The sequence below is a fragment of the Pseudoalteromonas sp. 2CM39R genome (genome assembly GCF_023161845.1).
In genome coordinates this window covers 57,681-78,236 of sequence record NZ_JALNTM010000003.1, presented here as the reverse complement: position 1 = coordinate 78,236, position 20,556 = coordinate 57,681, and the positions used below count along the sequence as shown (strand labels likewise).

The 20,556-nt window shown below is 40.1% G+C and carries 20 protein-coding genes; 10 read left to right on the top strand and 10 right to left on the bottom strand.

Annotated features, from left to right (window positions below; translation table 11 throughout):
• Positions 1-31: 31 nt before the first annotated feature.
• A complete protein-coding gene (locus MTF66_RS07690; protein ID WP_013462788.1) occupies positions 32-481 on the bottom strand; it encodes a GyrI-like domain-containing protein in 450 nt (149 codons plus the stop codon).
• Between the two features lie 382 nt (positions 482-863).
• Here MTF66_RS07690 and MTF66_RS07685 point away from each other — a divergent pair, with 382 nt between their 5' ends.
• From MTF66_RS07685 to MTF66_RS07660, 6 genes are read left to right on the top strand one after another with little or no spacing between them, the layout of a single operon-like run.
• Positions 864-2,402, top strand: coding sequence for an aspartate aminotransferase family protein (locus MTF66_RS07685; RefSeq protein WP_248526968.1), 1,539 nt, complete (start codon positions 864-866; stop codon positions 2,400-2,402).
• Complete coding sequence (locus MTF66_RS07680; protein ID WP_248526967.1) at positions 2,402-3,721, top strand: lysine N(6)-hydroxylase/L-ornithine N(5)-oxygenase family protein; 1,320 nt, start codon at positions 2,402-2,404, stop codon at positions 3,719-3,721. The genes MTF66_RS07685 and MTF66_RS07680 overlap by 1 nt, the downstream gene beginning before the upstream one ends.
• Positions 3,718-4,896, top strand: a complete 1,179-nt coding sequence (locus MTF66_RS07675) for an MFS transporter (protein ID WP_248526966.1) — start codon at positions 3,718-3,720, stop codon at positions 4,894-4,896. Before MTF66_RS07680 ends, MTF66_RS07675 begins: the two co-directional genes overlap by 4 nt.
• A 24-nt stretch (positions 4,897-4,920) precedes the next feature.
• A complete protein-coding gene (locus MTF66_RS07670; protein ID WP_248526965.1) occupies positions 4,921-7,269 on the top strand; it encodes a GNAT family N-acetyltransferase in 2,349 nt (782 codons plus the stop codon).
• Positions 7,262-7,900 (top strand): hypothetical protein, encoded by a 639-nt coding sequence (locus MTF66_RS07665; RefSeq protein ID WP_248526964.1) that lies wholly within the window; start codon positions 7,262-7,264, stop codon positions 7,898-7,900. Before MTF66_RS07670 ends, MTF66_RS07665 begins: the two co-directional genes overlap by 8 nt.
• Positions 7,884-8,963: a heparan-alpha-glucosaminide N-acetyltransferase domain-containing protein gene (locus MTF66_RS07660; protein ID WP_248526963.1), complete on the top strand. Its 1,080-nt coding sequence runs from the start codon at positions 7,884-7,886 to the stop codon at positions 8,961-8,963. The genes MTF66_RS07665 and MTF66_RS07660 overlap by 17 nt, the downstream gene beginning before the upstream one ends.
• Positions 8,964-9,000: 37 nt before the next feature.
• Here MTF66_RS07660 and MTF66_RS07655 read toward each other — a convergent pair whose 3' ends face one another.
• Entirely contained in the window at positions 9,001-9,867 is an 867-nt protein-coding gene (locus MTF66_RS07655; RefSeq protein ID WP_248526962.1) for a LysR family transcriptional regulator, read from the bottom strand.
• A gap of 104 nt (positions 9,868-9,971) precedes the next feature.
• On the opposite strand from MTF66_RS07655, the gene MTF66_RS07650 reads away from it, so the two are divergent.
• Positions 9,972-10,472, top strand: coding sequence for a lactoylglutathione lyase family protein (locus MTF66_RS07650; RefSeq protein ID WP_008130525.1), 501 nt, complete (start codon positions 9,972-9,974; stop codon positions 10,470-10,472).
• A gap of 135 nt (positions 10,473-10,607) precedes the next feature.
• Here MTF66_RS07650 and MTF66_RS07645 read toward each other — a convergent pair whose 3' ends face one another.
• Both MTF66_RS07645 and MTF66_RS07640 read right to left on the bottom strand, forming a co-directional pair.
• Positions 10,608-11,183, bottom strand: a complete 576-nt coding sequence (locus MTF66_RS07645; protein WP_010388759.1) for a hypothetical protein — start codon at positions 11,181-11,183, stop codon at positions 10,608-10,610.
• Between the two features lie 12 nt (positions 11,184-11,195).
• Positions 11,196-11,912 carry a hypothetical protein gene (locus MTF66_RS07640; protein ID WP_248526961.1) on the bottom strand — a complete coding sequence of 239 codons (717 nt, stop codon included), beginning with the start codon at positions 11,910-11,912 and terminating at the stop codon, positions 11,196-11,198.
• Positions 11,913-12,297: 385 nt separating this feature from the next.
• Here MTF66_RS07640 and MTF66_RS07635 point away from each other — a divergent pair, with 385 nt between their 5' ends.
• Positions 12,298-12,741 carry a GNAT family N-acetyltransferase gene (locus tag MTF66_RS07635; RefSeq protein WP_248526960.1) on the top strand — a complete coding sequence of 148 codons (444 nt, stop codon included), beginning with the start codon at positions 12,298-12,300 and terminating at the stop codon, positions 12,739-12,741.
• Positions 12,742-12,779: 38 nt separating this feature from the next.
• Here the strand turns inward: MTF66_RS07635 and MTF66_RS07630 are convergent, their stop codons facing one another.
• The gene (locus MTF66_RS07630; protein ID WP_010388755.1) at positions 12,780-13,199 is read right to left on the bottom strand and encodes a hypothetical protein; all 420 of its coding nucleotides are present in this window, start codon (positions 13,197-13,199) and stop codon (positions 12,780-12,782) included.
• A gap of 153 nt (positions 13,200-13,352) precedes the next feature.
• Between MTF66_RS07630 and MTF66_RS07625 the strand changes: the two genes are divergently transcribed.
• Positions 13,353-14,285, top strand: coding sequence for a ChaN family lipoprotein (locus tag MTF66_RS07625; protein WP_248526959.1), 933 nt, complete (start codon positions 13,353-13,355; stop codon positions 14,283-14,285).
• A 39-nt stretch (positions 14,286-14,324) separates the two neighbouring features.
• Here the strand turns inward: MTF66_RS07625 and azu are convergent, their stop codons facing one another.
• Genes azu through MTF66_RS07600 form a run of 5 tightly spaced genes read right to left on the bottom strand, consistent with a single transcriptional unit; the run spans position 14,325 to position 18,154 of the window.
• Positions 14,325-14,774 (bottom strand): azurin, encoded by a 450-nt coding sequence (gene azu, locus MTF66_RS07620; protein WP_054201529.1) that lies wholly within the window; start codon positions 14,772-14,774, stop codon positions 14,325-14,327.
• Entirely contained in the window at positions 14,771-15,514 is a 744-nt protein-coding gene (locus tag MTF66_RS07615) for a HugZ family protein (RefSeq protein ID WP_248526958.1), read from the bottom strand. Before MTF66_RS07615 ends, azu begins: the two co-directional genes overlap by 4 nt.
• Positions 15,511-16,299, bottom strand: a complete 789-nt coding sequence (locus MTF66_RS07610; protein ID WP_010388751.1) for a heme ABC transporter ATP-binding protein — start codon at positions 16,297-16,299, stop codon at positions 15,511-15,513. The genes MTF66_RS07615 and MTF66_RS07610 overlap by 4 nt, the downstream gene beginning before the upstream one ends.
• Positions 16,296-17,348 (bottom strand): iron ABC transporter permease, encoded by a 1,053-nt coding sequence (locus MTF66_RS07605; RefSeq protein ID WP_024602445.1) that lies wholly within the window; start codon positions 17,346-17,348, stop codon positions 16,296-16,298. The genes MTF66_RS07610 and MTF66_RS07605 overlap by 4 nt, the downstream gene beginning before the upstream one ends.
• Positions 17,345-18,154 (bottom strand): hemin ABC transporter substrate-binding protein, encoded by an 810-nt coding sequence (locus MTF66_RS07600; RefSeq protein ID WP_248526957.1) that lies wholly within the window; start codon positions 18,152-18,154, stop codon positions 17,345-17,347. Before MTF66_RS07600 ends, MTF66_RS07605 begins: the two co-directional genes overlap by 4 nt.
• 137 nt (positions 18,155-18,291) lie before the next feature.
• Here MTF66_RS07600 and MTF66_RS07595 point away from each other — a divergent pair, with 137 nt between their 5' ends.
• A complete protein-coding gene (locus tag MTF66_RS07595; protein WP_138595387.1) occupies positions 18,292-20,373 on the top strand; it encodes a TonB-dependent hemoglobin/transferrin/lactoferrin family receptor in 2,082 nt (693 codons plus the stop codon).
• The last annotated feature ends 183 nt before the right edge of the window (positions 20,374-20,556 follow it).

The following is a 20,556-nucleotide window of genomic DNA, read 5'->3' as shown; positions in this document are numbered from 1 at the left end:
CTAGGTTTGCGCTTACAAACCTAGCCGTTTTTTAGTCTTCAATTGCAATGGCAATTTCTATCTCGTTACTGCTTTTATAGTACTCAAAGTCGCTAGTGTAGGTGCGGGCATAACGGCAATCGTCTGAGCTGAAGTATTGCCAAATTTCGCCCCATAAATCGATTACTGCATCGGGCATTTCACCCTCACCTTTAAATACCAAATAACGGCCCGCTTGGGTGGTTACTTTTTTAGCTTCAGGGAGTTTAATTGATAAATTATCGCAGCAGGCAATTACGTCAAAGTCCCCAGTGAGATCGCTTTCGTAATTAGTATACACACCATACACTTTGGTGTTTTCTGTAAGGCTGTTGGCAAACTTTTCACCAAATTTTTGCCAAAGTTCAGCTATATTTGCAGTGCCAGCGTTCATTTCATTGGCGTTGCAGGTTCTTACTTTTAAGCCGATTAAGGTCTGACTTGCTAATTGTTTTACTTCCATCATGACGTCCTTTAGCGTTAATACAGATACCAACGTAACAGAAAAACCGCCAATACTTTAAATTTTGTATTAAATATTTCATAAAGAATGATTATTAAGCTCAATTGCGTATTTATTGCTCACATTTAAATAGGTTCCAATGGCTAAACACGGCTTTACTACCGCTAAAATAATTGCTCAATTCCCCCTTTTTTAACTTTATTTTTGCATGTAATGCTTGTCGTTTAATAATATGGCTTATCGATTTTTGTTAAAAATATACGACAAGCTTATTAGCTCTAATTTAAAAAAAGTTGTTATCTAATCTTTTTTCATTATTGTAAATAGAAATCATTATCATTAAGATCCTTGCACCTAAAAAGTGTACTCAAGGAATATTGATGTGTCTCAATCTCACGTGTTAAATATTAATACCATTGAAAAACAGGCTGTATTTGAACAAAGCGGCTTGCCCCCACAATTCAATTTAGAGCAGTTCATTAATTATCAGATAGCGTCATTGCAAGGGTTGTCGGCAGTTCAGCAAGCGATGGCTAAAGCCCAAAAGCCATTTTCAGGTGTGTCGGTAAATGCGTTAGCAGAAGTCGTAAACGATGTTGATTTATCACAGCCTTTGGCTGACTTCCCGGCGGTGCTTGAAGAGCTAAAAGGCGTGTATTTAGATCATGCTGTGTATTTTCATCATCCGCGTTATATGGCCCATTTAAACTGCCCTGTAACCTACCCTGCTGTTGTGGCCGAACATATTATTGCTGCTATTAATACCTCGGTAGATACGTGGGATCAAAGCGCAGGCGCGACGTTAATTGAGCAAAAGCTGATTGATTGGACATGCCAAAAAGCGGCATTGCCAAGCACTGCCGATGGGGTATTTACTAGTGGCGGCACGCAATCAAACTTAATGGCAATGTTGGTTGCTCGTGAAGTAGCAGTAAGCCGATATGCGCCAGAGCATCAGGTAAAACTTCAGGGCTTACCGGCTGTTGCATCGCGTTTTAAAATTTATTGCTCTGAGGTGGCCCATTTTAGTATTCAAAAAGCAGCGGCGTTACTGGGCTTAGGTTACAACGCCGTGGTGCCGGTGGCTACAAACCGCGAAATGCAAATGGATATGGAGGCACTTAAAACCGCCATAGCAACAAGCAAAGCGCAAGGTGATATACCCATTGCAGTGGTTATTACCGCAGGCACAACCGATTTTGGCTCTATCGATCCAATCCATAATATTGCCATGCTAGCTAAAGAAGAGCAGCTATGGTGCCACGTAGATGGCGCTTATGGTGGCGGTTTGTTGGTGAGCGAGCACCACCGCAATGCGCTTAATGGCATTGAGTTGGTTGATTCAATAACTATTGATTATCACAAATCATTTATGCAACCGGTTAGTTGTAGTGCCTTTTTATTAAGCGACAAACGCCATTTTAGCCACATTACTTTGTATGCCGATTATTTAAACCCATTAGCAGAGGCCGGAAATGGCACGCCTAATTTGGTAGATAAAAGCCTACAAACCACTCGCCGTTTTGATGCCTTAAAGTTATGGCTAACACTGCGCACTACTGGAGAAGCACCACTTGGCCGCGCGTTCGATAAAGTTATTGGTCTTGCGCGCCAAACGCATATTGTACTTAACGATCACCCCGACTTTGAAGTAGTAAATTACCCCGAGCTTAGTGCCTTAGTATTTAGATTTGCCCCTGATGATTTAAAACATGACCTTGATTTACTCGACTCTTTAAACCTGCATGTACGACAAACGTTTTTACAAACCGGTGAAGCCATGGTTGCCCGTACAAAAATAAATGGCCGCCATTATCTTAAATTTACATTGCTTAATGCGCAGTGCCAATTAACTGATGTACGCGCTGTTATTGAGCAAATTAGCCACATTGCATGGCAAACTTATAGGGAAATTGCATAATGGATAATCAACCTTTCGATTTTATAGCTATTGGCCTTGGCCCATTTAACTTATCTTTAGCGTGTTTAAGTGAACCGCTCGAAGATGTAAAAAGCCTGTTTTTGGAGCAGCGCAGTGAGTTTGATTGGCACCCTGGAATGATGCTGGAGGGCGTTACATTACAAACTCCGTTTATGTCGGATTTAGTAACCATGGCAGATCCAACCAGCCAATATAGCTTTTTAAATTATGCCAAATTGAATAATCGGTTATACCCGTTTTATATTCGCGAAAGCTTTTTTTTATTGCGCCGTGAATACAACTTATATTGCCAATGGGTTTGCTCGCAGCTTTCAAATGTTAACTTTGAACAAACAGTCACTCAAGTTGAATTTTGCCCGCAAAGTGAGTGTTATACCGTTAGCTGTAACACCCCCAATGGTACGCAACATTATGTGACTCGCCATATTGTTTTGGGCACAGGGCCTGCACCGTATATTCCTGATTGCGCTGTGCAAAGTAACTCAAATAACGTAATGCACAGTAGCGATTTTTGTCATCGGCTTGATGAATTAAAGGCAGCTAAACGGGTTACTGTGGTAGGGGCTGGGCAAAGTGCAGCAGAAATTTACCACACCTTATTGCAGCAAGCAGTACCGCAAGGCTTGCAGTTAGATTGGATAGCACGCTCACCGCGCTATTTTCCGCTTGAGTATACTAAGCTCACCCTTGAAATGACCTCTCCTGAGTATGTTGATTACTTTTATAATTTAAAAACTGAGCAGCGAGATTGGCTCAATCAAAACCAAAAAAATCTATTTAAGGGCATTAACGGCGATTTAATTAACGACATTTTCGACACCCTCTACGCGCAAAGCCTTGATGGGCCAATTTCTACTACATTTAAAACTAACAGCAGGCTGACAGGTACTCAAAAAGTAGGTAAGCGTTTACTGACTGAGTTTTATCATCAGGAGCTTGAGCAGCCTTTTTCAATAGAAACCGACTTTTTAATTTGTGCTACAGGCTTTAAATATCAGCGCCCTGCTTTTTTAAATAATATTGCCCATCAACTACCCCAAGATGAGCAAGGTCGATATTTAGTAAGCCGAGAATATGCGGTAGATAGCCAACAAAAACGTATTTTTGTACAAAATGCCGAGCAGCATACTCATGGTTTTGTAACTCCAGATTTAGGTATGGCTTGCTACCGTAATAGTATTATTTTACGTGAAATTTTAGGTTATTCGCCTTATCAGGTTGAGCAAAAAATTGCTTTTCAAAACTTTGATTTAAGTGATGTTACCCTATCAACACAACAGCAGAGTAGCGCCGCATGAGTCTTCGTTTAGCGCTAATTTTGCTGACGGTTATTTCGGTGGTATGCGATACCTTGCTGCTACCGTTTTATCCGCAATTTTTTGCTAGTGAATTTGCTATTAGTAACGCCACTCTAATCGGCCTCTTTGTGGCTAACTGTTGTATTACTGTAATGCTGGCTTTACCGCTATGGGCTAAGGTCGCTAAAAAATACAATGAATTGGCTTTGTGGTTAGTAACCCAAGTAGTAGCCGCTGGTTTTGGCCTGCTTTGCTACTTTGCGACCAATGTGTGGGAGTTTTGGATTTACTACCAACTTATGTTGGTGCTAAAGGCAAGCTACCTACTTATATACCCATTTGCACTGCGATTAGAGCAACAAACTAAGCATTTATCTATTATTGGTTTGTTTTCTGTATTGATGCATTTTGGTGCGATTGGTGGTGCTTTAATTGGTGGTTACTTCTTTAGTTTAGCAGAGCCACGCTATGCGTTATTACTCAGTAGTGCCGGTGACCTAGTTCAGGTTTTATTATGCGCCTACTTAATGTATTCATTAAAAACAGGTATTTATCAGCAAGCAATAGCGACTGAAAAACCGCGAGAACGTATTCCCTATTTTATTTGGCAATTTTGCTTTTTAAGTGTGGTGGTATATTTTAGCGCGTTTTTAATTCGTCCCTTCTTTACAACTCATTGGCAAGCATTAAACGCACAAAGCAGCACGTTGCAAAGTGCTGTTGTATACGCCATTCCTGCTTTTGCAGCGCTTGTTATGCTGGTTTTTAACCATTTCAGGCAGCATTTACCACTGCCAACATTAAGCCGCACGAGCACTTTGTTATGTGCACTTATTTTGGGGGCGTTTGGGCTTTATTTACAAGCGCAGGAGTCGGTGGGGTTAGTGATTTTATCACGTGTTTTATATGGCTTTGCGCTATTTCAAGTGATGGTAATGCTAGAGGTAATGCTATTTGCTAAAAGTGAGCCTGCACATTACGGCAGCGACTTTGCCAAAGTGCACATTGCTCAAAATATCGGGGTTATTTTAGCGTCGTTACTAGTGGGTATGAGCGTAGAGCACCTTTCAACAACGGTTGTGTTTTACTTTGCTGCCATTGGCTTTGCAAGCCTTGCCTTTATTTTGCTTTGGCGGGTTAAGGCTGTTGCTCGAACTGCGCGTTCAGCGTCTTAGTTTTTAAGATTTATTGGAGTTTTTATGTATTTTTCATCTTTTGTAACCACCCTACAGCATACCGGCAAAGTGACGATGCGGTTATTACAACAAACAGATATGCCAACAGTTTGCGATTGGCTTAAGCAACCGTATGCGCACTTTTGGGGTATGCAGCAGCAAACCGAGCAACAAATAACTAAAGCGTATCAAGATATTTTTGTTACGCCTCATCATCAGGCATACGTGATCGAGCAAAATAATAACCTATTGGCTTTAGTTGAGCTTTATAGCCCAGAGCACGAAAGCTTAATGAAAGCGGCGTACGAGGTTGAACCGAATGATGTAGGTATGCATATTTTATTAGCGCCTAACTCGGCACCTAAGCGCCATTTTAGTTTTGAAATGATGCAGTGCGTGTTGCAAAGTATTTTTGCTCAAAACAGTGCCGCCCGTGTTGTGGTTGAGCCCGACATTGCTAATAGTAAAATTCATACGTTAAATAAGCGTTTGGGATTTGTGCACACCAAGCAAATTCAACTGGGCGAAAAAGCGGCTTATTTAGGCTTTTGTGACAAAGCAGCCTTTGATAGGCACAGCCAACTATTTACTGATTCGTTAGCACCTTTGCAAACTGATTACGTGATACAGCCACATTGGCAATGGGCAAACCGACATTTACAAGCTAAAGCCCTGACTGAGCTAGTGCACGAGCGTTTATTGGCTGCAGAGACAACAAAGCAAGGCTTTAAAGTAAACGTTGAAGGCGGTTACTTTATTTTTAATGGCCGTGCTATGGCACTGAATCATATAGATATAGACGAGCCAAGCTTATGCTTTTACAACCTTAACGAAGAGCTGCAGCCGCTAGATGTGTTGCACTTTTTTAGTATGCAAGGGCCTGCGCTAGGCTTAACGGGTAAGCGCCTTGCCACCTACCTTGAAGAGCTAAATGCTACTTTAGCCAGTGCGTGCTTCAAACGCGAAAATAACACCTTAACAGCGGCGCAGTTAGCTAATTTAGGGCTGCAAAAAATAGAAGCCGCAATGAGTGAAGGGCATCCTGCCTTTGTTGCTAATAATGGCCGCATTGGTTTTAGTAAAGCTGACTTTTTACGTTATGCGCCAGAAGTAGGCAAACCGTTTAAAGTACTGTGGTTAGCAGCGCATAAAGCGGTATGCGACTTTGCCCATAGTGAATACTTTGCCGATTACCCAAGCCATATAAGTGATGAGCTAGATTTAACCACCCGAGACGCTTTTAACAAAGCGCTAAAAGCTCAAAACCTAAACCCCGATGATTACTTACTCATTCCTGCTCACCCTTGGCAGTACCAACACAAATTGAGTGTAGTATTTGCAAATGAGTTGGCAAATCAGCGATTAGTGTATTTAGGCGAAGGTGACGACTTATATCAAGCGCAACAATCAATTCGTACCTTATATAATTGCTCGCACCCGCATAAGCCGTATTTAAAAGTGGCGTTGTCGATTTTAAATATGGGATTTATGCGTGGCTTATCGCGTGCTTACATGGCGGTGACTCCTGCCATTAACGATTGGGTATTTGCTAAGGTTAGCCAAGATCAACAACTCGCAGGCGCTAATTTTACAGCGCTTAGAGAATACGCCACCTTAGGTTATGCCCATCATACGTTTGAGCAAAGCGCGCTGGGAGATACACCCTATCGTAAAATGTTTGCCTGCTTATGGCGAGAAAACCCAAACCATAATTTAAATAGTGATGAACAACTGACCACTATGGCAGCGTTATTACACTTAGATAACAATGGCCAAAGTTTAGTGGGCGAATGGATAGCACAAAGTGGTTTGAGCTCGCAGCAGTGGTTACGTGCCTACTTTAATGCCTATTTAATTCCGCTAGTACATTGTTTTTTCGCGCATAAATTAGTGTTTATGCCTCACGGCGAAAACCTCATTTTAAAGCTTAAAAATTCGGTGCCTGTGGGCGCATATATGAAAGACATAGGTGAAGAGGTTGCCTTACTTAATAGCACTGAAGTATTGCCTGCAGGGGTTGAACGTATTCATGTTTCTATGCCTAAAGAACTTGAGCTATTAAGTATATTTACCGATGTATTTGACTGTTTCTTTAGATACTTAGTGGCAATTTTAGTGCGAGAAGAGCGTATTACAGAGCATGACTTTTGGCAGTGTGTTACGCAAAGTGTTAAAGCATATCAACATGCTAATCCTGCTTTAAATGAGCGATTTAAAGAGTATGACTTTTTTAGTGATGAGTTTGCTCACTCTTGTTTAAACCGCTTACAGCTGGGTAATAATGAGCAAATGGTTGATTTAACGGATCCGGCAGGTAGTTTGCAGTTTGCTGGTAACTTAAACAACCCCGTATCGGCAAAGCTGTATGGCTAAACCGATTACCCTTGCGCAGTTTTTATATTGCCAACAACCCGTGCAACGAACTTTTAAACCGAGCTTATTATTAGTGCGCGCTTTAACAGTTCGTTGTAAGGCGCAGTACCCTAATGCGCCTAAGCAATTTATTAGTCGGCATTTGTATTTACAGCTTTGCTGGCAAGCTGTTTACGCTTATTGCTATTGGTTTGCTTGCAAGCAAAGTACGGCTGATCCCATTAACATGCCGTTAGCGGTAAATGGCGCTTATTGTCGTGGGTTTAACCTGAATAATGACGTATTAGTAAGTAAAACAGAGCAAACCAAAGCGTTTACTCATTTTATAAGCCAAGTTGGTGAATGGGTAAATACCGACTACGCGCTGGGTAAAAAAGAACAAGCACGGTTATTACTCGATTCATTAAGTAGCGCCATTGAGCGAGCTCATAGCTTAGCCCTTGCTACTACTTTACATATCAATAATTGCCATCGTCAGCTGCACACCCTTATTTGTGAACACTTTAATCTTGATGCGCCATTTACTGAAAAACCCCAGCGTTTAACCTGTTGCCGCTATTATTTAGCCGGTTATAGCAAATGCCAAACCTGCCCTAAAAAGGATATTAAAACCAATGAACCAACGTCTTAAAACGATTGATCTTGCCCGTGGTGCGAGCGTTTTTATTATGATTATTGTGCATACCTTATGGATGTATGCCTCCACGACGCTTCAAAGTGAAAGCGCATTTGGTACGGTTGTGCATATACTTGGCAAAGGCACCGCCTCGTTTTTAGTGGCAATGGGGCTATCTATGGCGCTTTCGCGCAGGCAAACACCTTTGCTATTAATTAAGCGTGGCATACAGCTTTTACTACTTGCTTATTTAATGAATGCGGCCAAGTTTTGGCTGCCTATTGAAGTATTTAATACCATGCCTGAGGCATTTATAAATGCTTATGGCTGGCAAAGTCCGCTCAGTGCTGGGCAGTTACAATTTATGGTGTTAACAGGTGATATTTTACAACTGGCTGGAGTTAGCTTATTGCTGTTTGGTGTGCTTAATATTGCCCGTTGGAAAACAATATGGATTGCGGTTTTAGCCATTGCAATTGCAGTTATGAGCCAGTTTGTGAGGGGGCAACAATTTACGCTTTCACCTTATATTAGCGATTTGTTTTTTGCTAATAACTATCAGGTGTATTTTCCGGTATTTCCTTGGATAAGTGCGATATTAACGGGGTATGTACTTGGTCGTTTATATCTTAGTAACCAACAAAATGCCGATTACTTATATAAAGTATGTGCACAACTCGGTGCTGCTTTACTTGTTATTGGCGGCATATGGTTAGCCATTGATTTTAAAGGGCAGTTTGGCAACTTTTTCCATTTAAATGGCGGCGGTATTAGCTATTTAATTGGCTTAAATTTATGTGCACTATCGGCTATACAGTTTATTTTTGCTGATAAATATAATGGCCCTATTACACGTGCTCTTTTATATGCCAGTAAACACGTAACCGCGCTCTATGTTATTCAATGGGTACTTATTTGCTGGTTTATGGGGGCGCTTGGTTATCATACTCTCAGCTTGTGGCCGACACTTTGTATGATGGTACTGATGACTTTACTGACTTTTGCTGTGCATAAGGTTTATTTAAAAAGCAAACAAAGTCTCACAAACATTACGCAAAAAACTAAACGTACAGCTTAAGCTGTAAAGGGGCTTTACGGGCGGTGCTTTGGCTGCCCTAGCTTGCTTTTATCGCATCAATAACGCTATGCATACGCTTTGCTAACGGCCTATTTCGGTGATGGCACACATAAATATTTTCGCTAATTGGTTTGGTTAAATGATGCGTTTTAATAAGCGCAGGTTTATTAAAAGCACTTACTGCGTGTGCGGGTAAAACCGTAAAACCCAGTCCTAAACTTACCGGCTCCAGTATTAAACTTATTTGGTTAGAAAACCCCGTTTGCTTAATTTGATCAACATGTTCAAATTCACTGTAGTTTTCGCTAAGTAAAAGCTGCGCGTGGTGTTTTGCATCGGGGTGGCTAATAAAACCCAGTTCATTTAATGCGCTCCAGGTTGGGCTTTTTATTGCGGCCGGTGTTACCAATAGTAAAGGCTCTTGGCCTATTTTATGGCTGGTTACCTCGCTTAGGGTAGGCGCTTGAGTTAAAAAGCCAATATCGGCACTATGGTTTGCCACTGCTTGTTCAACACTGGTATTTGGAGCAAAGCGGTAATCTATAATTAGCTCCTTGTGCTCTACTTGCAGTGCTAATAGTTGATTGTAAAACTGCAGCCCGCAACTGCCTGGCGACTGTATTTTAACTAAACCGCTGTAAGGTGAATCATCTTTTAATTGCTGCTCTAAAAACTGCCATTCTTTGAGTAACTGACTACCCTGCTGATATAAATTTTGACCCTGAACGGTAAGGGTAAATTGTTTACCGTGGCGCTCAAGCAAGGCGCAATCTACTTGCTGCTCTAACTTTTTTATATGTTGGCTTACGCCTGACTGGGTCATATAAAGGCGCTCGGCGGTTTGGGTAAAATGGTTTACCTCAACTAAAGTACAAAACGTGTTTAACCATGTAGGATTTATCATTACAAAATATACTCAAAATGATGATTAATGATAATTTTACTTAATGTTGGTCAATTCGTAAACTCACTCCATCAACTAAACATAGTTAAGTAGGAGTATTTATTATGAGTCATACATATCCACGTAGTTTTTCGCACATTGGTATTTCAGTTCCCGATGTTGAAAAAGCCGTAGAGTTTTACACTAAGGTGATGGGCTGGTACACCATAATGGAGCCTACCGTGATCACTGAAGACAACAGCCCAATTGGCGAAATGTGTACCGATGTATTTGGTCCAAATTGGGAAAAATTCAAAATAGCGCATCTTTCAACAGGCGACCGAATTGGTGTAGAAATTTTTGAATTTAAAGACCAAGAAAACCCTAAAGACAACTTTGAATACTGGAAAACCGGTATCTTCCATTTCTGTGTACAAGACCCAGATGTAGAAGGCTTAGCGGATCGTATTGTTGCTGCAGGTGGTAAAAAACGTATGCCAGAGCCACGTTACTACTACCCTGGCGAAAAGCCGTACCGCATGATCTACATGGAAGACCCGTTTGGTAATATCCTTGAGATTTACAGCCACAGCTACGAGCTTATATATAGCGCAGGCGCATACTAAAAGCACATAGCTTAAAGTATTTAGTAAAAACAAAGCCGCAGTATTTATTACTGTGGTTTTTTTATTTGAATAGCTTTAGTAATTAGCTAAGTAATACGTCGGATATTGGCATTTTGAAAAAGTAACTACATTTTATTATTGGTGTGATGTAACATCTTTACTATTCTTACACATACCTTTGAAAAGTTTTTCATCTATATTTTTGCGCTTAATAGCATCGTATATACTGAATAAATTTTTCCTGTCGGTCTGTTCTGCGTCTGTACCAACCGTAAAATTTTGATTAATCACAGTACAGCCATATATTGGACCCGATTCACCTAGGCCACCCACATACACAGTTCTTGTTTCTCCATCGTCTGTAGTATCTTTATCTTTTAATGAAGAGTCTTCGCTTATGGGTGTTCTTTCATTCGCATTACTCACTTCAAAGTATTGTATTTGATTGTTTTCAATCCAGCCCTCGTTGGCATCCATTTGTGTAACGAGTATACCTGATGGTGGTATTTCATATACCCGAGAGCCGTCTTCGTATTTCGGTGGATGCCCGTTTGGTGCATTAAATATTATGTATAGAGAGCCAACATAATTTTCAGGTATAAGGTAAATTACGGGTTCACTTTTTTTTACCTCTGTACAGGCTGATAATAACGATATCATTGAACCAAAAAACAATATTTTTAAAAAGTGTGCTTTAAAGATGGGTTTCATCGAGTCGCCTTTTTACTTAAGTAAGCCATTAAAACAGTTTTCTAAACTCGCTTTTTCAAGCAGCATACAATGACCGCTATTTGCTGGAATAGAAGTGAAACGATAATTCCAATCCGCTATTTTATGAAAGCTTAATTTGGGGTATTTATTTGCCTGTCTAAATAGTTCATCGCCTACGGTCCCTTTAAAACTACCATTATTGTTGAGAGGCAAACGGAGTGCGCTTACAATCATTGGGTAATCAGCATTAAGAGATAAGCTTAGTGGTGGCGCACCTTTGCGAACATGTATACCAAGGGAGATAGCTCGCCCACCAGGACCAACAATAAATGCTTCACAATTAGGAAAAGCATCGCCAGTGATATAAGTAACTATATCCATGTGACCGCTAACAGTATCAATGTCTATAATAATTTTATACTTAACATTTAAAGTTGGCACGTATGAAAAGTCTAATCTTTCTTGCATCTGAGGAGAACCTGGCATGGCGTGATTAACTCCCCCGTATTGGCCGTCTAACCGATACTGATAAATACTATTATTAGTTGGAGGTTTTTCTTTGAGGGTAACACGCCCTTTTGGTGCTAGGTTACCAGAATATATTCTTTTCTTATCTTCCCACGGTGCTTTTGATGGATCTGATATTGTATCAATAGATACTAATTTTACTATTTTTTGTAGAAAGCCGTAGACGATGCCAAATCCTTGAGGTCGTAGGTTTAATACCACTAGGTTTTAGAGAAAACCCTCGATTTATCTCCTTCAAACATTGGTCCAGACCAGCCAAAGTCTTTTTCAGGGTGAAATGAGCATATATTAATTTCGTAGTTTGCTAATTGAATAGCCATAACCTTAATTCCATTTATTGATAATTAAAAGTCCGTTTCTATAATAGTAACACCAGCTTAAGAGCATAACAATTCTGTAAAAGCTTCAAAAGCACAGTATTATTGTTTGTTATCAATAAAGAATTACACGTGTCATATACACAAAGCCGCAGTATTTATTACTGTGGTTTTGTGCCTAAAAAGAATACATTGCCTAGATATGTTAGTGCTGATAACGTGATAAAACAAAACTACTTATAACTCCATGTTTTAAATTAAGGACAATAATGAACATTTCATTGGAAGATGTCACCTCTGCTAATTACGAAGAGGTATGCGATTTAGACGTTACCGAAGCGCAACAAGAATATGTAGCGTGTAATATGTGGTCGCTTGTTGAGTCTCATTATAATGTTGGGCATACCTGTAAAGCTATTTACCAAAATAATGAGCCTGTAGGCTTTTTTATGTGGGTGCAAGAAACCCCTACAAAGGTTTCTATTTGGCGTTTTATGGTAGATAAACATCATCAAAATAAAGGTATTGGCCGCCAAGCACTATTCATGGCAATTACAGAGATTAAAACGACTTCTAAGCTTGAACAAATCGAGATTTGTTATAACCCGCAAAACCCTGTTGCTAAGGATTTTTATTCTAGTTTTGGGTTTGAAGAAGTTGGCCTAGATGAAGACGAAGAAGATATGTTAGCCATTATTAATATAAAAAGTTAACCCAATTTTGTTTAGCGCGTTGCTTATTGCCATAAAGATTAGTGCTTAGTAAGGTGTGGAGGATGTTGCAGTGCTAATTTTTTTAGCTGTGTAATGCATGAAAGCGCTAAGTCATGATATTCATCATCGCTATATAATATCTCGTTTAGCAGATTAATAGATTGTATGAGTGCATTGTGCGCAGCACTTTGTTCGTCTAAAAAGTGAAGTGTGGAATAAAGGCGCTCTGTAAGTGAGGTAATTTGTATGATTTGCTGTTTATTCGCACAGTTATACATTTGAGCTAACAAGGACGCACTTTCAAGTGCACACCCCAAGTACGGCAATGCTTGTGCAAATTGGTATCGTTTAAACAGCGCTTCGCCACTTAGCTGCGCATTTTGAATATCTATAATTGCTTGTTCTGGTTGACATAAAACATGTTGTTTGTGTCGAGCACATAAAAAAGGTAATGCCATGGTACGTTCCATATCTGTATATTTTTTAAGACTGTAAAACAGAAATCTTAAAACATCAAATGATAATTGTTTTTATTTGCATTTATAGGTTTAAAGCAGTTTGTTGTGTATACTAACTTCATTGTTTTGATTCTTATTTTTATAAAAACCGATATGAAAAACCCATTTTTAGCACTTGTTTTACTCAGTGGATTATCAGGCTGCAGTACAAACACAGTATCAATATCTCAAAATTCATCCTTGTATAATTACGGGCTTTATAATGCAAATGGCCAGCGAGTTAATTCAATATTGTCAGAATCCACGCTTTTGAATGCCGATATTGTTTTAGTCGGTGAATGGCATACACACCCCGGTGTGCACTTATTTCAGGCTGAGCTGTTTCAGCAATTAAGCACGCAAAATAAGCCTATTTCTCTATCGCTTGAGCAATTTAGCCGCGCTGATCAGCAAACACTAAACCTTTATCTTGAGAGTAAAATAGGTGAACAATACCTAATTGATAATACTAAGGCTTGGCCTAATTATAAGAGCGATTATCGTGCGTTAGTGGAATTGGCGAAGATACAAAATAGCGATGTAATAGCTTCAAATGCGCCTAAACATATTGTTACCTGTATTGGTCGCCAAGGTATTAATTATATTAATAAACTCGACCCACAACAGCGTAGTTTTATTGCAAAAGAGATAGATACTTCTCCAAGCCTTTATAAAGAACGCTTTATGCAATCCATGCATCATGGAACGGCGAGTAAAAACGAAAAACTTTACGCCGCGCAAGTTACTTGGGACGAAACCATGGCTGAGTCTATCGTTAACTATATTAGTCAAAATAAGGGCACGCAGGTTATACATTTAGCCGGTGATTTTCATGTGAGAAATGGTGAAGGCATAGCGCGGGTAATTAAGCGAATTGCCCCAGAGCTTAATGTTGTATGGGTTTCGCCAGTATCAAAAGTACAATCTGAGCAAAGTGGTTATCAATTAGAAGTTAACGCTTTGCCTGCTCGCTATGTGCAAAAAGCACATCAACAAGCTGCATTTAAAGCTTTAGCCAAACGAGGGGAGAAAACACAGTGCCAATAATAGGTTGGCACTGTGTTTGTGTAATACACTTTTTAATATTTACTTAAGCGTAAATGTGCCTTTCATCATGGCGTAATGGCCAGGAAAAGAGCAAAAGAAAGTGTAATCGGTTCCGGCGGTTAAGCCGCTGGTTTTAAAAGTAACTTCGGTTGTTTTACCGCCGCCAATAATGTCTGTAGCACCAATCACGCGACTATCATTAGGCTTTATGTAGTGGTTGCTAAGCCCTGCAGCGTTGCCATCTGTGATAATACCTTGCATGTTTTGCTCAGTAGATAGCACCCAGTTATGGCCCATTACATTAGCAGGTAATTTACCGGTGTGACTAAGTTGAACGGTCACTTGCTTACAGCTTTTAGGGGCGCTTAGTGTTTTAGTTGAAAACTGCATCATATCGTTTGCATCTATATTTAGTGTGCATTCGTCTGCATATGCTGTATTGGCACTCAGTAGCAGTGTAGTGCTTAGTAAGGCTATTAATTTTTTCATACTGTCTCCGCTAGTTGGTTTGAGCTGTTTCGAGCTTGGTTTGTTAAGGCTACAAGTGCTTTTCGCACGGCTAATGGGCTATCGCACTCGTTCACAAAATTAATAAAGTAATTACGCTTGTGGCTTTGTATATAAAAGCCTGTGGGTAGTAGGCCGCTCATTATTGGGGTGTTATCGGCTACGTTATAGTGCTGCATTAATATCAGCGACATAGCATCTTGATGATCTTCATTCATATGAGTGATCATGCTTTGCTGCTGGCTTTCATCCCACTTTTTAGGCTGAGCTTGCCACTCGTTTTGCTCAAGCCAAAATATTTTTCCAAAACCGCCAATATAACGCACCCGTACTACATCTAATTGCCAAAGCTGAAAATCATGCGCATTGCGATAGCTTGTAGCCTCAGGGTACAAAGCTATATATTTATCAAGTAGCACTTCGCTTTGCTCTTTTGCCACAATAGAGCCATCACCTACGAGTGTTACTCGCCCATGTTCGTTTTGATCGCCATAATCGGCGGCATCAAAAATAGTCAGACTCATGCGTGAGTCCTGTTTTAAATTTTTGGTATGCTGAGCTATGTCACTAATAAAAAAGTAGATGCGACCTTGTTCGTCACACATATAAGGTGTAACAGAGCCAAACGGATAGCCGCGTAAATTATTTGAAATGGTCGACATTACGCCGGCATGGGTTTTAAAAACGAGCGTACGTGCGTCGTTTAATGCTTGCTCTCTCATGAAAACTCCTGACGTTGAGAAAAAACCATGGGCGCATCGTTATAAGGATGAGGGTTAACGTGCAATTTCATGGCGTACATTTGTTGTAAGTTTTGTGCTGTTAAAACGGTATTTATAGACCCGCTTTGCAGCACTTTTTGGTTGTGTAATAAAATAGCGTTGGTTGCATAAAGGCTTGCTAAATTAAGATCGTGTATAGCAATAATGGCGCTGTTTCCTTGCTCTACAAAGGTTCTAACACAGCTAAGTAAAGTATGTTGATGACGCATATCTAGCGCTGATGTTGGCTCATCGAGCAACATTAATTTAGGCCCCGTTTGCGCAGTAAAAGCATCTAACTGGGCTAATGTGCGCGCCATATGAACTCGCTGTTGTTCGCCGCCCGAAAGCGCACTCATTCGACGTGTTAGGTAATGGGTTAAATCCATAAGTGAGGCATATTTTTGAACTTTATTGGCTTGTGTTTTAAGAGACTCTGTATAGGGATAGCGGCCCATAGCAATGAGTTCAAATACACTAAAATCAAAGCCAACATGGTTACTTTGCATCATTACAGCGCGCTTGCTAGCTAATTGCTCTTTAGAAAATGAATGCAAAGGTTTGGTATTAAATAGTATATCTCCCTCAAAGGGATGCATGCCTGCCAAAGTATGCAGTAAGGTCGATTTACCTGCGCCATTTTCGCCTATCAGTGCGACAAGTTGTCCTGCTTGGATATTGCCGCTAATACCCTCTAAAACACGATGGGTGTTAAAGCCTATATTGAGGTTGTTAAACGTGATCATGACCAATCTCGCTTATTTTTAATGATCAAATATATAAATAGTGGAGCGCCAAGTAACGCCGTTATAATGCCAATTGGCAGCTCCGCAGGCATAACAACTAAGCGTGCCAACCAATCTGAAAGTAGCAACACAATCACACCTAAAAGCATACAAAGTGGCAGCATATTTCGTAAATGTGGCCCAACCATGAGGCGTGCGATGTGAGGAACAACTAAACCAACAAAGCCAATTAAACCTGTTAGCGCAACTACCGCACCTACGCCCAATGCAACTAATATAATGACGTATAATTTAAGCTTGCTGGTATCGACACCTAAGTATTGAGCTTGTGATTCACCAATAAGAAGTAAATTCATTGGCTCTTTTAATCGCCATAGCCCGATAAGGCTCAGTAAAAGCAAAGGACTCGCTTGTTTTATATTATCCCAACTCGCACCGCCTAATGAGCCCATGGTCCAATAGTTAATTAACCGCAGTGCGCTGTCATCAGCATAAAAACTTAATAACCCAATAACAGCAAATGCCAATGCATTAATAGCGACACCGACTAATATAAGCGTATTGATATTAATTTGTTTTTGTTGTTTTGAGACTAAATATACCAGCGACGTTACTGATAATGCGCCCAAAAATGAGGCATAAGGTAAGTAGTGTTGAGCGTTAAAATTAAATTGTGCGCTAAGGGCAATAAAAGCCACCGCAACCATTGCAGCGCCTGCGCTTATACCAATAATAGAGGGATCAGCAAGCGGGTTACGGCACAGCGCTTGAGTTGCAGCCCCTGTTTGTGCAAGTACTAAACCCACCATCACTGCAAGGACAAAACGAGGCAGGCGTATTTGTGTAACTACATTAATTTGTAGCGCATCAAATTGACTAAAATGCTCAGGGGCTAGCCATGCAATCGCTAAGCGCCAATCCCATCCTGCGGCTCCATAGCCTATGCTAAGTAATGCTAAAGCAAAAATGCAGCCATAACTTAATAGCATCCACTTATGCGGGTTACTCAGTGTTATGGCGTTAAAACGATTCAAAGTTAACGTGCTCATAAGCGTGTTTTATACTCATGCAATGCTTGAATCGCAGTTGCAATACGCGGCGACATGCCCAGTGAAAGTAAGCTGTCCATGACCAGTAATTGACACTCTTGCGCTGCTTTTAATAAACGAAGTGTAGGCTGTTTACAAAAGGCTTGTTTCCCACCAAGGCTTTGCACAACATGCGCTGGCGCTACTAAAAAATCGGGCTGACTTACAGCCAGTACTTCACTGTTAATTGTTTTAAAGCCTGTATGCGTAGCAGCTATATTGGTAATGCCCGCATAATTAAACAGCAAGTTGGGTACCGTTTCTTGTCCTGCTGCGACGAGCCCACGCTCATTAGCTGAAAGTAAAAACAAAGCGTTATGAGTCTGTGTTTTTGCTTTAGTAGGTAACGATTTTTTTATTTTAGTAATTAGGTTTTGAGCTTTTAGGTTTGCATCTAAATCACTACCAAGGTGCTTAATTAGCGCAAGCAGTTCATTTACAGAAGTCGGTTTTTTATAGTGAATAACCTTCACTCCGGTCGCTTCTATTTGCTTGAGCGCCTGCTCCCTTCCCGCACCTTCAAGTGCAAGTAACGTAGTTGGGCGCATTGAAAGCACTCCCTCAGCGGCTAGGTCTCGATAGTAACCTACCTGTGGCAACTGTGTTGCTTGTTGCGGATACATACTTGATTGGTCAACCGCGACTAAACTATTTTGTTTTTCTAGTGCGTAGATTATTTCAGTTAATGTGCCGCCAGCACTGATCACACGCTCTTTCGCGAGTACTGATTGAGTGGCTAAAGCCAGAAAAAAAATTAGGTACTTCATAACAAACTCCGATTTTATTTTTTAGTATTATAACCACTTTAATCTAAATGAAAATGATTATCATAATCAATTGATCTTATTTTGGGTTAGTTGTACCATTTAAAAGTAAATAATAACTATTATCATTTGGAGTGGAGATGAATCCCTTTTCTTTTAAATTTACAGCATTAGCCTCTTTGTTAATTAGCTCTGGTAGCGCATTGGCCGAAAATGTTATTGACGATCATATTGTGGTTAGTGGCTCTCGTTTTGAACAAAAGCTTGAAGATGTGACTGGCTCAGTAACGGTTATTACCGAACAAGATATTGAGCGTCAGCTCGCTGTAGATTTACAAACTATGTTTAAATACGATCCAAGTATCTCAAGTACTGGCAGTGGCGCAGGCGCGCAAACATTAACTGTACGGGGTGTTGGTGGCAACAGAGTTGTTTTTATTAAAGATGGAAGACGCACAAACGATGGCTACGCTGGCGGCGGCGGTTATTTAGTGGGTCGAAACTACTTTGATGTTGCGGGTGTTAAACAAGTTGAAGTTGCAAAAGGGGCGGCATCATCGCTATACGGTTCTGATGCACTAGGGGGAATTGTAGTAATAACAACTAAAGACCCGAGTGATTATTTAGTGGATCAACAAAGCTTAGTAAAAGTAGCGTTAGGTTATCAAGGCCAAAGTAATCAGGTTGCTGCTGATATTACAGCAGCAAAAGATTTAGGTGACGTTGCTATTAGCGCTGTTTATAGCCATCGCGATAGTGAAGAAGTACAAAACTACGTTGAAGATTTACCAGGTTACGATGCCCGCTCTGATGCTTTACTGCTTAAAGTTGAGCAAAAACTTGATGAAAAACGGACCCTTAAATACACCTTAGATTACTTTAATCAAACAACAGAGCAAGTAATCACTCCATCCATTCAAGAAACCGAAGACGAAGATACAAATATCTCATTTGCACTCGATTATGATTCAGATATGGCAACAGCTATATTTGATAAATGGTATGGGCAACTATCTTATAGTCGATACGAGCAACAAAGTGACCAAATAAGCGCAGCTAGAAATTACATCGATTATAATGACTACGGGTTTGAACAAGATATTTTAGGCTTAAAAGCGGTATTTAGTAAGGAAGTTAAAGGAGAAAATACCGAGCATGAATTTGTCTATGGAGTAGATATTGATTTATATGATACTACTCGACCACGCTTAAAAACCCGTGTATTAAATGATGGTACTGTTGATTTTACGAATGAAAAACAAAAAGCATTTCCCGGCGCCGATACTTCTTTAGTTGGTGTATATATGCAAGACAGTATTAAATTTAACGAGACTGATTGGTCGTTAGTTGCGGGTATTCGTTACGATTATTATGCACTTGAAGCCAAAAAAGATGCGTTATACGCTGACGCCGAGCTTGATGATATTACCGAGTCTGCGTTTTCACCAAAGCTGGGTGTGATTTATCAGGTAGACGATAATTTATCTTGGTATGGGCAATATGTTCGAGGCTTTAAAATACCGCCACACGACCAAGCCTATCAAAGCCATGGTGTTGAGCCATTTTATCAAATATTACCAAACGCAGATTTAGACCCTGAAAGCAGTGACTCATTCGAGATCGGATTAAGATACGCAAGTAGCGATATTAGTGTAAATCTAAGTACTTTTTATGCTGCCTATGATGACTTTATCGAAACAACCATTGCGGGTGTTGAGCCAACTTATATTCCTAATGTAAATAAAACATTTTACCAATACCAAAATATTAGCGAAACCCAGATCAGCGGTGTAGAAGCTGGTATTGCTATGTATGTCACCGACGATATTTTATTAGAAGCCAATGTTGCTTACGTAGATGGTGAAAACAAAGACTCTGATCAGCCACTTACTAGTATTAGCCCGTTAAATGGTTCTATATTAGTAAGCACTGAGTTTGGCAATGTTAATTGGACCGCTGCTTGGCGTTTAGCTAAGGCGCAGTCTGATGTAGTACTTGATACTAATGGTAATAAAACAACACAAGGTAACGGTTATGGTGTTGTTGATTTATATGCAAATTATCAGTGGAAAGCATGGCAAATGAATGTAGGTTTACTTAACCTACTCGATAAAGAGTACGTACCGTTTGAACTTATTGCTGGTCAATCCAAAGGTACTGATTTTAGCCAATATAGCCAACCAGGACGTAATGTTTCGGCTCGGATAAGCTATCAGTTTTAATTAATATTAAAAGTTGTATATATACCAATTGGCATAAATATCTGAATAATTTAACGGATTGAATTTTTCTATGTCTAAGCTGATTGGTATAAAAAGCACTAGAAAACACTGCGTATTGCGCCATAGTGTAAAGGGGGTTTACGCCCCCGTGATCTTTGTACTGCTCATAGCTTTCAATAACAC

Coding starts and splice junctions, on each gene's coding strand:
- MTF66_RS07675 (WP_248526966.1), top strand. CDS start 3,718: ATGAGTCTTCGTTTAGCGCTAATTTTGCTGACGGTTATTTCGGTGGTA.
- MTF66_RS07595 (WP_138595387.1), top strand. CDS start 18,292: ATGAATCCCTTTTCTTTTAAATTTACAGCATTAGCCTCTTTGTTAATT.
- MTF66_RS07655 (WP_248526962.1), bottom strand. CDS start 9,867: ATGATAAATCCTACATGGTTAAACACGTTTTGTACTTTAGTTGAGGTA.
- MTF66_RS07615 (WP_248526958.1), bottom strand. CDS start 15,514: ATGAGAGAGCAAGCATTAAACGACGCACGTACGCTCGTTTTTAAAACC.
- MTF66_RS07660 (WP_248526963.1), top strand. CDS start 7,884: ATGAACCAACGTCTTAAAACGATTGATCTTGCCCGTGGTGCGAGCGTT.
- MTF66_RS07630 (WP_010388755.1), bottom strand. CDS start 13,199: ATGGCATTACCTTTTTTATGTGCTCGACACAAACAACATGTTTTATGT.
- MTF66_RS07610 (WP_010388751.1), bottom strand. CDS start 16,299: ATGATCACGTTTAACAACCTCAATATAGGCTTTAACACCCATCGTGTT.
- MTF66_RS07665 (WP_248526964.1), top strand. CDS start 7,262: ATGGCTAAACCGATTACCCTTGCGCAGTTTTTATATTGCCAACAACCC.
- MTF66_RS07600 (WP_248526957.1), bottom strand. CDS start 18,154: ATGAAGTACCTAATTTTTTTTCTGGCTTTAGCCACTCAATCAGTACTC.
- MTF66_RS07680 (WP_248526967.1), top strand. CDS start 2,402: ATGGATAATCAACCTTTCGATTTTATAGCTATTGGCCTTGGCCCATTT.
- MTF66_RS07650 (WP_008130525.1), top strand. CDS start 9,972: ATGAGTCATACATATCCACGTAGTTTTTCGCACATTGGTATTTCAGTT.
- azu (WP_054201529.1), bottom strand. CDS start 14,774: ATGAAAAAATTAATAGCCTTACTAAGCACTACACTGCTACTGAGTGCC.
- MTF66_RS07605 (WP_024602445.1), bottom strand. CDS start 17,348: ATGAGCACGTTAACTTTGAATCGTTTTAACGCCATAACACTGAGTAAC.
- MTF66_RS07670 (WP_248526965.1), top strand. CDS start 4,921: ATGTATTTTTCATCTTTTGTAACCACCCTACAGCATACCGGCAAAGTG.
- MTF66_RS07645 (WP_010388759.1), bottom strand. CDS start 11,183: ATGAAACCCATCTTTAAAGCACACTTTTTAAAAATATTGTTTTTTGGT.
- MTF66_RS07625 (WP_248526959.1), top strand. CDS start 13,353: ATGAAAAACCCATTTTTAGCACTTGTTTTACTCAGTGGATTATCAGGC.
- MTF66_RS07635 (WP_248526960.1), top strand. CDS start 12,298: ATGAACATTTCATTGGAAGATGTCACCTCTGCTAATTACGAAGAGGTA.
- MTF66_RS07690 (WP_013462788.1), bottom strand. CDS start 481: ATGGAAGTAAAACAATTAGCAAGTCAGACCTTAATCGGCTTAAAAGTA.